The organism is Pseudomonas sp. MPR-R2A5 (assembly GCF_058793055.1).
Map to the genome: position 1 here is coordinate 38,747 of NZ_JBXAFK010000026.1, position 12,891 is coordinate 51,637.

A 12,891-nucleotide genomic window follows, 5' to 3' on the forward strand; every position below is an offset into this window, starting at 1 on the left:
AGGCCCATGCTTTGCGAAACTTTTCCTGAGCAAGGCGGGAGTACAAATCATGAGTGTGTATGAGTGGGCACGGCAGGAGTTGCGCAGAAGCCAGGACGCGGCGCAGGAAATCGGTTTTGACCCAGGCTTGACCCTGCGCGCGATGCTCAGCGCCGTGGTGCAGCAGAGCAAAGGTGTGCGCAGTTTCGAAGACCTGGCCGACGAGTTGCAATACCTTGCAGAGAACCTCGACGACCAGCAGGAATATGCCTTTATGCGGCCTTAATGGCGCGGCGGCAGGTCTTCGGAAAACAGCTCGTCTTCGGCGTCCGGCGCCACGGGGATCTTGTGTTCCTCAGCGGCCCAGGCGCCCAGGTCGATGAGCTTGCAACGGTCCGAGCAGAACGGCCGGTTGAGGTTGGTCGCTTTCCATTCCACGGGTGCGCCGCAGGTTGGGCATTCGACGGTCAAGGGTTGGCTCATGATCGGCCTCCACGCAAAGTAAGGTAAAAGTGGTGCAGTCGCTCGACCTCGCTGTGCAGCCAGGCGAGGTCTCGGTCATTGACCAGTACGTCATCGGCATGCTTCAGGCGGTCTTCGCGGCTGGACTGGGCCTTGAGAATCGCCTGCACCTGTTGTTCGCTGATGCCGTCGCGCAGCAGGGTACGCTGAATCTGCAGGGATTGCGGCACATCGATCACCAGGATGCGCTGGGTCATGTGGTACTGGCCGGATTCGATCAGCAGCGGTGACACCAGGATCGCATACGGCGATCGGGCGCGGGCCAGGTGATTGCGAATCTCCTCGCCAATCAATGGGTGCAGCAAGGCTTCCAGCCAGCGGCGTTCTTCGGGGACTTCAAAGATCAGCTTGCGCAGCGCGGCGCGGTCCAGTTGGCCGTCGCGCTGCAGCACGCCGGCACCAAAGTGTTCGGCGATGCGGGCGAGCGCCGGACGGCCAGGCTCGACCACCCAACGGGCGGCGTGGTCGGCATCCACCAGGTCGACGCCCAGGTCGACAAAGTGCTGGGCCGCAGCGCTTTTGCCGCTGCCGATACCGCCAGTGAGGCCAAGGATCCAAGGTGTTGCAACAGAAGTGGTCATCTGAAACCGACAGACTGCAAATAGAAGTCGGTTATTTGACCACCCCAGAGCACGGCAATCCAGCCGGCAATTGCCAGATAGGGACCAAACGGCATCGGTGCCGAGATCTCAGCCTTGCGCAAGCGCATCAGAATCAGCCCTACGATCACGCCCACCAGCGAAGACATCAGTAGCGTCATCGGCAGAATCTGCCAGCCGCCCCAGGCGCCAAGCAGCGCCAATAACTTGAAGTCACCATGGCCCATGCCGTCCTTGCCGGTCACCAGTTTGAACAGCCAGAACACTGTCCACAGACTTAGGTAGCCGATCACCGCGCCCCACAGTGCGTCCGGCAGTGCGGTCAGCAGGTCGGCGCTGTTGATGATCAGCCCCAGCCACAGCAGCGGCAGGACCAGGATATCGGGTAGCAGTTGGTGATCCACATCGATCAGGCTCATTGCCAGCAGCCCCCAGCTCAACAACATGACTGCCCCGGCTTGCCAGCCAAAGCCAAAATGCCAGGCCACCATGGCCGAGATCAGCCCGCAGGCCAGTTCAGTGATGGGGTAGCGTGCACTGATCGGCTGCTGACAATGGGCGCAACGCCCCCGGAGCATGAGGTAGCTGAGCAGCGGGATATTCTCCCACGGGCGAATCGGGTGATTGCAGTGCGGGCAGCAGGAGTTGGGGTGCATCAGGTTGTAGGTGGGCCCGGCGGGGTCGGCGGGCATGCCGAGCACTTCAAGGGCTTGTGCGCGCCATTCCCGCTCAAGCATTTTCGGCAGGCGCCATACCAGTACATTGAGGAAGCTACCGATGATCAGCCCCAGTACCAGGGCCACTGCGACAAACGCCCATGGCTGCTCAGTCAGCAGCAGGTTCAAAACGCTGTACCGAGTTGGAAGACCGGCAGGTACATCGCAATTACCAGCGCCCCGACAATGCCCCCCAGCACCACCATTATCAGCGGCTCCATCAGGCTGGTGAGGTTGTCGACCAGGTTGTCGACTTCCGATTCATAGTGGTTCGCGACTTTTTCCAGCATGCGCTCGAGTGTGCCCGACTCCTCGCCGATGGCCGTCATCTGAATTGCCATGCCTGGAAAGAGACCGCTGGCGGCCATGGATTGGTTCAACTGCATGCCTGTGGATACCTCATGACGCATATGTTTGATCGCCTGCTTGTACGGCCCGTTGCCGACGGCACCTGCCACTGAATCCAATGCCTGTACCAGCGGCACCCCAGCCGCGAACGTGGTGGAAAGCATGCGGGCATAGCGTGCCACGGCCGATTTCTTCAGCAGTGTGCCTGCCAAGGGGGCTTTCAACAAACCCGTATCCAGCCCCTGACGAAAGCCAGGGGCTACGCGATAGGCGTGGCGCAGCGCGAAAAAACCGGCCCCGAGGCCAAGCGCCAGAGCCCACCAGGCTTGCTGCATGAACGTGGACAGGCCGATGACGTGCAGGGTAAAACCGGGCAACTGTCGGTCGACTCCGGCGAACAGGTTCTGAAATTGCGGCACTACGTGGATCAGCAGGATGCTGCTGACCAGGCTCGCCACCACCAGGACGGCGATCGGGTAGGTCATGGCTTTCTTGATTCGCGCCTTTAGCTGCTCACTCTTTTCCAGGTGAGTGGCAACGCGCTCCAACAGCGTTTCCAATGCCCCGGCCTGTTCGCCGGCGGCAATCAGGTTGCAGTACAGGTCATCGAAATAGCGTGGCTGTTTGCGCAGCGCGGTCGCCAGTGCGGTGCCGGCGGCGATGTCCTGCTTCAACCCCTTGAGCAGTTCCTGCATCGACCGGCTCTCGAAGCCGTCGCTGATGATATCGAAGGCTTGCAGCAGAGGAATGCCGGCTTTCAGCAAGGTCGCCAACTGGCGGGTGAGCAGGGCGATGTCAGTGGGTTTGATCGGCGCGGCGAGGCAGGCCAGGCCGGGGAATTGCCTGCGCACACGGCTGGGGCGGATCCCTTGCTGGCGCAGCTTGGCCTTGATCAGGGCGAGGTTGTGGCCCGTGGTGTGCCCGGACACCCTGTGCCCCTGGCGGTTGGTGCCTTCCCACGCGTAGGTCCTTGAAGCGTTGTCCATGTCCATTTCCGCACCCAGTTCGTCGAAGTTTTATAGCTTAGTCAGGTGACAAATTCGGGCGGCCTGGTGTTGCACGATAAAATGTCAGAATGTGCGTCTTGTGCGCGATGGGCCGCTCGCGGGTGAGTACACTGGCGCGGCTGTGAAATACGGGGTGCAGGACGCGCCTTGTCATGGGTTCTATTCTGGAGAGTGAATGTGATGCGTCAGAAAGGCTTTACCTTGATCGAGTTGTTGATCGTCGTGGCAATCATCGGCATTTTGGCCACCATCGGCTTGCCCATGTACACCACGCACCAGGCCAAGGCCAAGTTCACCGCGGGGCTGGCTGAGATCACCGCGTTGAAAGCCGGCTACGAGGATGTTTTCAACCAAGGCACCGAGCCGAAGCTGGAACTGGTCGGCGGCACCAGCCCGACCGCCAACTGCAAGATCGACGTGGCCGGGAATGTCGCCACCGGTAACGGTTCCATCAGTTGCGAAATACTCGATGCCCCGGCGCCGGTGCTGGGCAAGACCATCACCCTGACGCGCAGCGCCACCGCCGGCTGGAAGTGCGTGACCACCGCTGAGGCGAAATACGCCGCCAAGGGTTGTGATGCCAGCGGCGCTTAACGTCAAGCCCCGCACATGGATGTAAAGGTGGCCAATGTCGTTATCCCTGCAGCAGCGCGGCAATGTTTTCCTGGTGGCAGCGGTGTGCCTGTTGGTGCTGGGTATCTGTGCCCCCTTCAGTGGGCACGACCTGCAACGAGGGGTGCAGATTGCCCTGGGATTGTGTGCGGTGCTGTATGGGCTGTCGGTTTCTCCGATTGAGCGGCTGGTGGATCGGCCCACCGCCATCGGCCTGGTGCTGATTATCGGGCTGGGCCTGCTGTCTTCGGCCCTGGCCCACCAGCCACTCTGGGCATTCACCGAGGTGGCGCTGTTTATCGTCTGTGGGGCGATTGCGCTTGCATTTGCCTTGCTTCGGCGCCACGGCGGTGAGCCTTTGGACCGCGTCCTGGTGCTGGTCGTGGTGCTGTTGTGCCTGATCAAATCGATCCAGTATCTGCATGCTGGCCTGCTGGCTATTACCAGTGGTCAACGGTTACTGGACCCTGACCTGCTCCTGTCAGGTTTTGCCAATAAGCGTTTCTACGGTCAATTCCAGACCTTCACTCTGCCGTTGCTGGCCCTTCCCCTGCTGCTGCCCGGCGTCAGCCGTCCCGTACGAAGTGCGGTGTTGGCGTTGTTGTGTGTCTGGTGGTTGATCGCAATCAGCGGCGGCACACGTGGCACGTGGCTTGGCATGGCGATGGCAAGTGGGGTGCTGGCAGTGCTGGGGCCTTGGGGGCGGCGCTGGCTGGCCTGGCAGTGGGTGGCACTGTGCGGTGGGCTATTGCTGTATTGGCTCTTGTTCACGGTGCTGGTGGGGTACCTGGGCATCGAAGTTTCCCAGGCGGCAGCCGATCGCCTGACCACCTCTCTGTCGGGGCGCGGCCCGATCTGGTGGCAAGCGTGGCACATGCTGGTCGAGCATCCATGGTTGGGTTTTGGGCCGATGCATTTCGCCGATATTGCCAACAACATTGCTGCCCACCCCCATCAGGCGATCCTGCAATGGGCCAGTGAATGGGGCATGCCATCGGCCCTATGCGTGGCAATTCTGGCGTGGCGGGCGAGTTGGGCCACCGTTGGCGTACTCCGTGAGCGGGCGCAATTTGCAACGTGTGCCGACCTGCTGCGCACCTGCCTGTTTGCGTCGCTGATCGGCGCGCTGACGCAGTCCATGGTGGATGGTGTGATCGTGATGCCTAACTCGCAGGTGTGGTTGGCGCTGGTGGTGGGCTGGCTGATGGCGTTGCATGCCTGGCGCACCCCGGCAACGCCCGCATTGCCCCTGGCCTGGAGCGCCTGGAACGTGGCGAGTGTGTTGGCCGTTGGTCTGCTGGTGTGGGTGGCCGTGCGTGACCTGCCGCATCTCCAGCAAGCGCAGCAGCGCTATCTGGATACCCGTGGCGGGTACCTGCAACCGCGCTTCTGGGCTCAGGGCGTGATTGCCCTCTCACCGCCGTAAGTTGCCGGACGCCCGATGCGGTGCTAGCTTTAGCCCACCGCCCGTGTAGCTCAGCCGGTAGAGCAGCGCACTCGTAACGCGAAGGTCGCAGGTTCGATTCCTGTCTCGGGCACAAAGGCAACAGTGTTTCAAAGGCAACGTTTTCAGATGATCCCAGAATGGTTCTGAAGGCCAGACGAGCCGGCATTCGTGCCTGTTCTTTTGTATCTGCGCAACCTTGATGACCCAGATGCATCCCCATTCCTCGATCTAAGAGAACAACATGACCACGACTGAGATGACCCAGGAAGTTCGGCACCAAGCAGCCCTCGACAAGTACATCGGGGAATCGCCGCAGCTTAAAGAAGAGATCAAGGACCTGAGCGCTGAAGATCAGCGTGACCAGATCCAGTGGGCATTCGAGGACGAGGCCGAGAGCCAGGGCTTGCAGCCTTGGGAGCTGACCCTCAAGTACACCTCGACACTGGAAGAGTTCGAAGCGGCACGGCTGGCCCTGCACAAGGAAGCGGCCGAGGTGCTGGGTGTCGAGTGGGAAGAGTACTGCGAGATGAATGACCTGGTGGTTTAAGCGCTTGCTTGTGTAGGAGCGAGCTTGCTCGCGAAAATCGCTAACGATGACGCGGGCTGCCTGGTATCCTGCGGCGTTCTCAGGTTTTTCGCGAGCAAGCTCGCTCCTACAGTTAAGGTGCTCAAATACTGAGGCGCATCGACAAATCCACCGCCTTCACATCCTTGGTCATCGCGCCGATGGAGATGTAATCCACTCCGGTTTCTGCGATGGGCAGCAGGGTGTTTTCATTGATCCCGCCGCTGGCTTCCAGCTTGGCCTTGCCGCCATTCAGGCGCACGGCTTCGCGCATGTCATCCAGGCTCAGTTCATCGAGCATGATGATATCGGCGCCCGCCGCCAGGGCTTCACGCAATTCGTCCAGGCTTTCCACTTCGATTTCCACCGGCTTGCCTGGGGCGATCTGGTGCGCGGCGTTAATGGCCTGGGCAATGCCTCCGCAGGCCGCGATATGGTTTTCCTTGATCAGAAAGGCGTCATACAAGCCAATACGGTGGTTGTGGCAGCCCCCGCAGGTCACGGCGTACTTCTGCGCCAGGCGCAGGCCGGGAAGGGTCTTGCGCGTGTCGAGCAGCTTGACCTGGGTGCTGGCGACAAAATCGGCGAGGTACTGGGCCCGAGTGGCTACGCCTGACAACAACTGCAGAAAATTCAACGCACAACGCTCGCCGCTGAGCAGCGAGCGCGCCGGGCCTTCAAGGTGGAACAGCGCCTGGTTGGGGCTCACGCGTTCACCGTCGGCGACTTGCCAATGCACGGCGACCCGCGGGTCCAGCTGGCGGAACACCGCGTCTACCCAAGCGGTACCACTGATCACCGCCGCATCGCGCGTGATGATCGTGGCCTTGGCCAGCCGTTCGGCCGGGATCAACTGTGCGGTGATGTCGCCACTGCCGATGTCTTCCAGCAGTGCGCGGCGCACATTGGCTTCGATTTCGGCGGTGAGGTCGGCAAGACGGAGGTTCGGCATAACAGGCTCCACAAACAAAGTGCCCCGATTATAGGGGCAGCGCGCGTTTGAACCCAGCCACCTGCTCATTTACACGCCAATGACAGAGTTTGCTGGCGCAACGGCCCTCATTTGCAAGATAATCTCGCGCCTTGCAATTGGCGTCATAGCTTTGACGTACTGGTGATAACCGGAAAACCGCAGTGCCCAGCCGGCCCTGTACCCGATCGTTCCCCAACCCACACCGCCGTTTCAGGAGGCCAGGATGCACAATGACGGAAAGGTGGTGCCTATTCACAAGGCACAGGCCACGCCATCGCCGCTCGCTCGCCTGCCGGTGGTATTGCTGCAGGTTCGCGACAAGTCCGCGCAACAATTGCAGCAGGGCTTGCAGGAACTGTTCGATAACGCCGACGACACCCTGTTCGAAATGGCCGACAAGGCCCGCAACAACATCGATCACCATATTTTCTTTGAAGCCATGCGCGACTTGCGCCTCAAGCGCAAGAATTTCGAACGGGTGTTCATGGAGCAATTGTTCGAGGCCTTTGCCAACCTGGGCCAGGCTGGGCGCGGTGACCTGCAGTTGGTTCCGGTGGTTTCCTACGATACGGCGTCAGGCACCTCCAGCGATGACCGGGAAAAAACCGTGGCGTTGGAGGCCATGCTGGTTCGCGTGCGCCATCGCGATGGCTTGGCCCTGGGGCAATTGACCGCGCGCCTGAATGCATTGCTGGATAAGCACCTGGATGAGCGTGAGAACCCCCTGGGGCCGGCGTTGTTGTGTGAGTTCTTCCTGCGGGCAGGGCGCAGCCTCGGGGTGGAAATCCGCGTCAAGCTGATCATGCTCAAGCTATTTGAAAAGTACGTCCTCAGCGACGCCGACTACCTGTACGGCGAGGCCAATCAGTTGCTGGTTGCCACGGGGGTGCTGCCCGAGCTCAAGGCTGTGCCGTCGCGGCGCCTCGGCGGGCGGGCGACACGCGAGCATCCGCGTGAAGACAATGTGCCGACGTCCGATCAACCGGTCGACGAAAACGGCCAGCAAGCCTTTGCCGCCCTGCAGGAACTGCTGGCGGCCGTACGTGGCAGCGTGGCGCCCACCCTCGAAGCCAGTGCCGAACCTCAGCCGATTGCCACCCGTGACCTGTTGCGCATGCTGTCGCACTTGCAGCAATACGTACCGGAGCCGGACGTCGAGGACGACTTCGACTTGCGCAACCAGCTTGAACAGCTGTTGACCCGGGTCAGTGTCAAGAGTGGCAAGTCCCGCGTGGTGGAGGATGCCGACGAAGACGTGATCAACCTGATCGCCCTGCTGTTCGAGTTCATGCTCAATGACCATGGCGTGCCTGACGCCTTCAAGGCCTTGATCGCACGCTTGCAGATTCCCTTGCTGAAAGTGGCGGTGCTGGATAAGAGTTTTTTCAGTCGCCCCAGCCACCCGGCCCGTCGGCTGCTCAATGAAATCGCGGCCATGGCCATGACCTGGAACCCGTGCGATGAGTATCAGCGCGACAGCCTGTACGTGCGCATCGAGCAGGTGGTACAGCGTTTGTTGAACGAGTTTGTCGAGGATCCGGCGATTTTTACCCAGCTTTTGACGGAGTTCTGCGCGTTTACCGCGAACGAGCGGCGCCGCAGTGAGCTGATCGAACAGCACACCCGTGACGCTGAAGCCGGGCACCTGCGTACCGAAGAGGCTCGCCAGCGCGTGGCGGATGTGCTGAACCGCCGGCTGCTGGGCAAAGTACTGCCGCGCGCCGTGGTGCAATTTCTCCAGCAGGCCTGGAGCCAGGTACTGTTGCTGGCCAGCCTCAAGCACGGCGAAGAGTCGGTGCAATGGCAGGCGGGGTTGCGGACCATGGACGAGTTGATCTGGAGTGTGAGCCTGCAGCAGGACACCGAGGCCGGGCGGCATTTACTGGAGCAACTACCGGGCTTGCTCAAAGCGTTGCGCGATGGCTTGACCAGCGCGGCGTTCGATCCTTTCAGTACGCGTGAGTTTTTTGTGCGGTTGCAGGCCCTGCATATTCAGCCGGGTGAGGGTGTCGAGACCCTGGTCGAAGTCAGCCAGCCGTTTGTGCTCAGCCCGGGCCTGCCCGACACCGCCGAGGACCTGCCGCTGGACGATCCCGCGCGGCTCAAGGTCCAGCAACTGCGTGTCGGAGGTTGGGTCGAGTTCCAGGCGCTTGAAGAACCCCCCCTGCGCTGCAAGCTTACGGCGATCATGGCACCGTCCAACCGCTACATTTTCGTCAACCGCATGGGGCTCAAGGTCTTGGAGAAAAGCGTCGGCCAACTGGCGCTGGCGTTCAAGCGTGGCACCTTGCGCCTGCTGGACGATGGCCTGTTGTTCGACCGCGCGCTGGCAGCGGTGACGAACACATTGCGTCAACTCAATCGCGGCAAGTGATCGCACCCACCGGGTGGAACGCGGCATACTGGTCACACTTCGTCACGTTCAAGGATCCTGTATGCAGTTGGACCCCACCAGCGGCTGGTGCCAGGGCATTGCGCATTGCCCTTCGCCCAACTTCAACGAGCGCCCCACCGGCGAAATCTCACTGTTGGTGGTGCATAACATCAGCCTGCCGCCAGCGCAGTTCGCGACCGGCAAGGTGCACGCGTTTTTCCAGAATCGCCTGGATGTCACGGAACATCCCTACTTTGAAGGGATTGCCGACTTACGGGTGTCTGCGCATTTTCTGATTGAGCGCGACGGCACGGTGACGCAGTTTGTATCGTGCCTCGACCGGGCCTGGCATGCCGGGGTTTCGTGCTTCGATGGGCGTGAGACCTGCAATGACTTTTCCCTTGGTATCGAACTGGAAGGTACGGATGACTTGCCGTTCACGGATGCGCAGTATGCGTCGCTGATCGACCTGACGCGCCAGTTGCTGGTGGCTTACCCCGACATTACCCGTCAGCGCATTTGTGGCCACAGTGATATCGCGCCGGGGCGCAAGACCGACCCTGGCCCCGCTTTTGATTGGGTACGCTTTCGTAGCGCCCTGCAGGATGGAGGACACGCACAATGAGTTTCCTGGTATTGGTGCTGGCCGTGTGGATCGAGAAATTCTCGGCCTTGCGCCAGCGGTTGCAGCGTGATGGCGGCTGGTTACGCGAGCTGGCCAAGTTGGAGGCGAGCCCGCGCATGGGCAAGCAGCCGTGGCTGATCCTGGCGCTGCTGGTGTTGTTGCCGGTGGCCTTGCTGGCCTTGCTGCTGCTGGTACTGGAGCCGGTGGCCTACGGCCTGTTGGCGTTGCCGGTGCACCTGTTGGTGGTGATCTACAGCCTGGGGCGGGGGGATCTGCTCGCCGGCCTCGGACCGTTTCGAGATGCGTGGCGCCGGGGCGACTTGCAGGCCGCCGAGCATGTGGCCGAGCGAGACCTGAAGATCGCAGCGGACAGCGGGGAACAACTGCTGGAACGGGTTCAGGGCCATCTTCTATGGCAGGCCTACCAGAGTTTCTTCGCGGTGATCTTCTGGTACTTCCTGCTGGGCCCTGTCGCGGCCCTGGCTTATCGCCTGCTGGCACTGGCCAGTGAGCACAGCCAGAACCCCTTGGTAGCCGAGCGTGCCGGCCAACTGCGCCATGCCTTCGACTGGTTACCGGTGCGCTTGCTCGCGGCCAGCTTTGCCCTGGTGGGCAACTTTGTCGCGGTCAGCCGTGTGATGCTTCACGAATTGCTGAGCTGGGATATCAGCGCCGCGCAGTTGGTCGAAAAAGTCGGTCTGGTGGCCGCTGAGATTCCGCCGCCGGTGGTGGGGGCTGATGGCATCAACAGCCTGGATCGCCTGTGGGAACTGCTGCTGCGTGCGGCGGTGCTGTGGTATGCCGGGTTCGCCATCTGGACGGTGCTGCCCTGACCTGGGAGGAGCCGGCCCGCCGGCTCCGTTCTCGTTAACCTTAAGTTACAAAACTCCCTTTCGATTTGAGCTATACAGACGGAGCGCCAAATAGTGGCTTTCTGCCGCCGCCCTGCGCCTCAAATAAAAATAATAGGAAGGGAGTTCACCCGTGAAGAGCTTGCTCTATCCCGCCGTCGCGCTGATGAACCGCCTGAGCTTCGGCATGAAGTTCAGCCTGATCAGTGTGCTGTTCCTGCTGCCCATGCTGGCGACCAACTATTTCCTGGTGCGTGATTCGTGGCGTGAGTTCCAGGGCACCCGCATCGAACTGCAAAGCCTCGACCTGCTCGGCAGCAGCCTGGCCCTGCGCCGCGACCTGGAAACCCTCAACAACCAGGTGCAAATCAACGCAACCCTGGGCCAGTCCGGTAAGGCTGGCGACCTTGAAGGCAAGATCACCACGTTGGAGCAGCATGTGTTGGCACGGGTGCAGGGGCTCACGGCCATGACCACCGACCCTGAGCAAATTGCCGCCTTCGATGCCAAGCGCGACGAATTGATCGCTGCCTTCAAGGCCCAGCAGCAGGAGTCCTCCCTGCTGAGTAAAAGCGCGCTGATCGGCAAGTTGCTCAACAAAGCGCAGATGCTCAGCCAGATCATCGCCAGCCAGGCCGGCTTGAGCCGCGACCCCCAGAGCGATTTGCGCCAGCTCAGCGAGCTGATCACCAGCATCACCCCGCAGGTCACCCAGACGCTGGGGGAGGGGCGGGCGATGGGCGCCTATTCCCTGGGCCAGGGGTTCCTCAATTCGTCCTCCAGCACCCGCTTTGACGAGTTGCTGCAGCAACTGGAAAAACTCCACGCCGAATACGCCCTGAAACTCCAGGACGCCCTCGGTTCCAGCCAGGCCGCCCACGCTGCGCTCGACAGCCTGGCCAAGGCCAGCAATGCCAGCCTCAAGCAAGCCAGTGAGGTCTTCGAAGAGCAGGTGGTGATGGCTGAAACCCTCGACGCACCGTGGCAGGGTTTCTACGACAACGTCAGCCAACTGATGGCCCAGACCTATCAGCTCGATGAAGCCACGCTGGCGTTTCTCGGGCACCAGCTGGAGCAGCGCCTGGCGCAGTACCGTACGCACATGGTGGTGCTGGTGTGCGCCCTGGCGGCGGTGTTTTTGCTGATCTTCTATTTGTACGCGGGCTTCTATGCCTCCACCCGCACCACCCTGCGACGCCTGGGGGTGATGATGGACAAGGTGGCGGCGGGCGACATGACGGTCACGTTCGTCGCTCATAGTCGCGACGAGCTGGGGGAACTGGGCGAGGTGTTCAATGGCACCGTGGCCAAGATCCACGACCTGATCGAGCGCGTCGGCCACACCGTCGGCCAGGTCGAGTTGCAAGCCAGCCAAGTGGAGGCGGTCTCAGTCCGCAGCAACCAGGCGGTGTCCGGCCAGCGCAGCCAGATCGAGCAAGTGGCGACCGCCATGAACCAGATGTCCTCCACGGCGCAGGAAGTGGCGCGCAATGCGGCGGCGGCGGTCAGCAGCGCCCATAGTGTCAACGATGAAACCGTCAGCGGTCGTGGCCTGGTGCAATCCCAGCAAGGCAGCATCGCGCGCCTGGCCTTGGACATTGATGAGTCGGTGCGGGTGATCAACCAGTTGGCGACCGATAGCCAATCGATCAGCAGCGTGCTGGAAGTGATCAAGAGCATTGCCGAGCAAACCAATCTACTGGCGCTGAACGCCGCGATTGAAGCCGCTCGCGCCGGAGAGCAGGGGCGCGGTTTTGCGGTGGTGGCCGATGAAGTGCGCACCCTCGCGCGGCGGACCCAGCACTCCACCGAGGAAATCGAGCAGATGATCAGCCGTTTGCACAGTGGTGTCGACGCGGCGGTCAAGGCTATGGGAACCAGCCATGCCATGGCGAATGGCACGGTGGGGCAGTCGGAAAAGGTCCAGCAGGCCTTGGAAAACATCCTGGGTGCCGTCGGCATGATCGTCGATCAGAACCAGCAGATTGCGGCAGCCGTGGAGCAGCAAACCGCCGTCGCCCACGATATCGACCAGAACATCGTCGAAATCAATCGTGCAGGTGAACATGCCGCCCAGGGTGCCCATCAGGCCGAGGCGGCCAGCCGGCAGTTGTCGCGCCAGGTGATTGAGTTGAAGCAATTGATCGGCGCGTTTCGCGTGTAAGACTGTTGAGTAGGATGTTTCTTTTACTGGAGTGGTACTTGTCTTGATTTTCTTGTACTTCGTCTTTGCTGCCGAGAATGGGTGAGAATTTGTTTCAGCCAATAATCAC

The 12,891-nt window shown here is 61.3% G+C and carries 12 protein-coding genes, 1 tRNA gene and 2 pseudogenes; 10 read left to right on the forward strand and 5 right to left on the reverse strand.

The genetic code is table 11. From position 1 onward, the window contains the following. Positions 1-49 precede the first annotated feature (49 nt). Positions 50-265, forward strand: a complete 216-nt coding sequence (locus AC1Q6I_RS18985; protein ID WP_003171680.1) for a hypothetical protein — start codon at positions 50-52, stop codon at positions 263-265. Here the strand turns inward: AC1Q6I_RS18985 and yacG are convergent. From yacG to AC1Q6I_RS19005, 4 genes are read right to left on the reverse strand one after another with little or no spacing between them, the layout of a single operon-like run. Further along, positions 262-462, reverse strand: coding sequence for a DNA gyrase inhibitor YacG (yacG, locus tag AC1Q6I_RS18990; protein WP_017845472.1), 201 nt, complete (start codon positions 460-462; stop codon positions 262-264). The two genes, AC1Q6I_RS18985 and yacG, sit on opposite strands and share 4 nt — an antisense overlap. Beyond that, positions 459-1,082, reverse strand: coding sequence for a dephospho-CoA kinase (gene coaE / locus AC1Q6I_RS18995; RefSeq protein ID WP_102624199.1), 624 nt, complete (start codon positions 1,080-1,082; stop codon positions 459-461). The genes yacG and coaE overlap by 4 nt, the downstream gene beginning before the upstream one ends. Next, complete coding sequence (locus AC1Q6I_RS19000; RefSeq protein ID WP_069075202.1) at positions 1,079-1,945, reverse strand: prepilin peptidase; 867 nt, start codon at positions 1,943-1,945, stop codon at positions 1,079-1,081. The genes coaE and AC1Q6I_RS19000 overlap by 4 nt, the downstream gene beginning before the upstream one ends. After that, positions 1,942-3,150, reverse strand: coding sequence for a type II secretion system F family protein (locus AC1Q6I_RS19005; protein WP_102624198.1), 1,209 nt, complete (start codon positions 3,148-3,150; stop codon positions 1,942-1,944). The genes AC1Q6I_RS19000 and AC1Q6I_RS19005 overlap by 4 nt, the downstream gene beginning before the upstream one ends. Positions 3,151-3,351: 201 nt before the next feature. Here AC1Q6I_RS19005 and AC1Q6I_RS19010 point away from each other — a divergent pair, with 201 nt between their 5' ends. From AC1Q6I_RS19010 to AC1Q6I_RS19025, 4 genes are all read left to right on the forward strand, one after another. After that, on the forward strand, positions 3,352-3,765 hold the full coding sequence (locus tag AC1Q6I_RS19010) for a pilin (protein ID WP_102624197.1): 414 nt from the start codon (positions 3,352-3,354) through the stop codon (positions 3,763-3,765). Between the two features lie 34 nt (positions 3,766-3,799). Next, the gene (locus AC1Q6I_RS19015; protein WP_102624196.1) at positions 3,800-5,209 is read left to right on the forward strand and encodes an O-antigen ligase family protein; all 1,410 of its coding nucleotides are present in this window, start codon (positions 3,800-3,802) and stop codon (positions 5,207-5,209) included. Between the two features lie 39 nt (positions 5,210-5,248). Beyond that, positions 5,249-5,321 (forward strand) — tRNA-Thr (locus tag AC1Q6I_RS19020). A 150-nt stretch (positions 5,322-5,471) separates the two neighbouring features. Further along, positions 5,472-5,777, forward strand: coding sequence for a DUF6388 family protein (locus AC1Q6I_RS19025; RefSeq protein WP_102624195.1), 306 nt, complete (start codon positions 5,472-5,474; stop codon positions 5,775-5,777). Positions 5,778-5,898: 121 nt separating this feature from the next. Here AC1Q6I_RS19025 and nadC read toward each other — a convergent pair whose 3' ends face one another. Next, positions 5,899-6,747, reverse strand: coding sequence for a carboxylating nicotinate-nucleotide diphosphorylase (gene nadC, locus AC1Q6I_RS19030; protein ID WP_024073388.1), 849 nt, complete (start codon positions 6,745-6,747; stop codon positions 5,899-5,901). A gap of 244 nt (positions 6,748-6,991) precedes the next feature. On the opposite strand from nadC, the gene AC1Q6I_RS19035 reads away from it, so the two are divergent. From AC1Q6I_RS19035 to AC1Q6I_RS19055, 5 genes and pseudogenes are all read left to right on the forward strand, one after another. Continuing rightward, positions 6,992-9,142: a DUF1631 domain-containing protein gene (locus AC1Q6I_RS19035; RefSeq protein WP_102624194.1), complete on the forward strand. Its 2,151-nt coding sequence runs from the start codon at positions 6,992-6,994 to the stop codon at positions 9,140-9,142. A 61-nt stretch (positions 9,143-9,203) separates the two neighbouring features. Then, complete coding sequence (gene ampD, locus AC1Q6I_RS19040; RefSeq protein WP_102624193.1) at positions 9,204-9,767, forward strand: 1,6-anhydro-N-acetylmuramyl-L-alanine amidase AmpD; 564 nt, start codon at positions 9,204-9,206, stop codon at positions 9,765-9,767. Further along, positions 9,764-10,600, forward strand: coding sequence for a regulatory signaling modulator protein AmpE (gene ampE / locus AC1Q6I_RS19045; protein ID WP_024073391.1), 837 nt, complete (start codon positions 9,764-9,766; stop codon positions 10,598-10,600). The genes ampD and ampE overlap by 4 nt, the downstream gene beginning before the upstream one ends. 1,120 nt (positions 10,601-11,720) lie before the next feature. Next, positions 11,721-11,924 (forward strand): annotated as a pseudogene (locus AC1Q6I_RS19050) (HAMP domain-containing protein); the annotation flags it as partial. A gap of 348 nt (positions 11,925-12,272) precedes the next feature. After that, positions 12,273-12,782, forward strand: a pseudogene (locus AC1Q6I_RS19055) (methyl-accepting chemotaxis protein); the annotation flags it as partial. Positions 12,783-12,891 lie beyond the last annotated feature (109 nt).

Bases quoted from the DNA above. Each gene is read 5' to 3' on its own strand.
- coaE (WP_102624199.1), bottom strand. From the start codon at position 1,082: ATGACCACTTCTGTTGCAACACCTTGGATCCTTGGCCTCACTGGCGGT.
- AC1Q6I_RS19015 (WP_102624196.1), top strand. From the start codon at position 3,800: ATGTCGTTATCCCTGCAGCAGCGCGGCAATGTTTTCCTGGTGGCAGCG.
- nadC (WP_024073388.1), bottom strand. From the start codon at position 6,747: ATGCCGAACCTCCGTCTTGCCGACCTCACCGCCGAAATCGAAGCCAAT.
- AC1Q6I_RS19010 (WP_102624197.1), top strand. From the start codon at position 3,352: ATGCGTCAGAAAGGCTTTACCTTGATCGAGTTGTTGATCGTCGTGGCA.
- AC1Q6I_RS19005 (WP_102624198.1), bottom strand. From the start codon at position 3,150: ATGGACAACGCTTCAAGGACCTACGCGTGGGAAGGCACCAACCGCCAG.
- yacG (WP_017845472.1), bottom strand. From the start codon at position 462: ATGAGCCAACCCTTGACCGTCGAATGCCCAACCTGCGGCGCACCCGTG.
- ampD (WP_102624193.1), top strand. From the start codon at position 9,204: ATGCAGTTGGACCCCACCAGCGGCTGGTGCCAGGGCATTGCGCATTGC.
- AC1Q6I_RS19035 (WP_102624194.1), top strand. From the start codon at position 6,992: ATGCACAATGACGGAAAGGTGGTGCCTATTCACAAGGCACAGGCCACG.
- ampE (WP_024073391.1), top strand. From the start codon at position 9,764: ATGAGTTTCCTGGTATTGGTGCTGGCCGTGTGGATCGAGAAATTCTCG.
- AC1Q6I_RS19025 (WP_102624195.1), top strand. From the start codon at position 5,472: ATGACCACGACTGAGATGACCCAGGAAGTTCGGCACCAAGCAGCCCTC.
- AC1Q6I_RS18985 (WP_003171680.1), top strand. From the start codon at position 50: ATGAGTGTGTATGAGTGGGCACGGCAGGAGTTGCGCAGAAGCCAGGAC.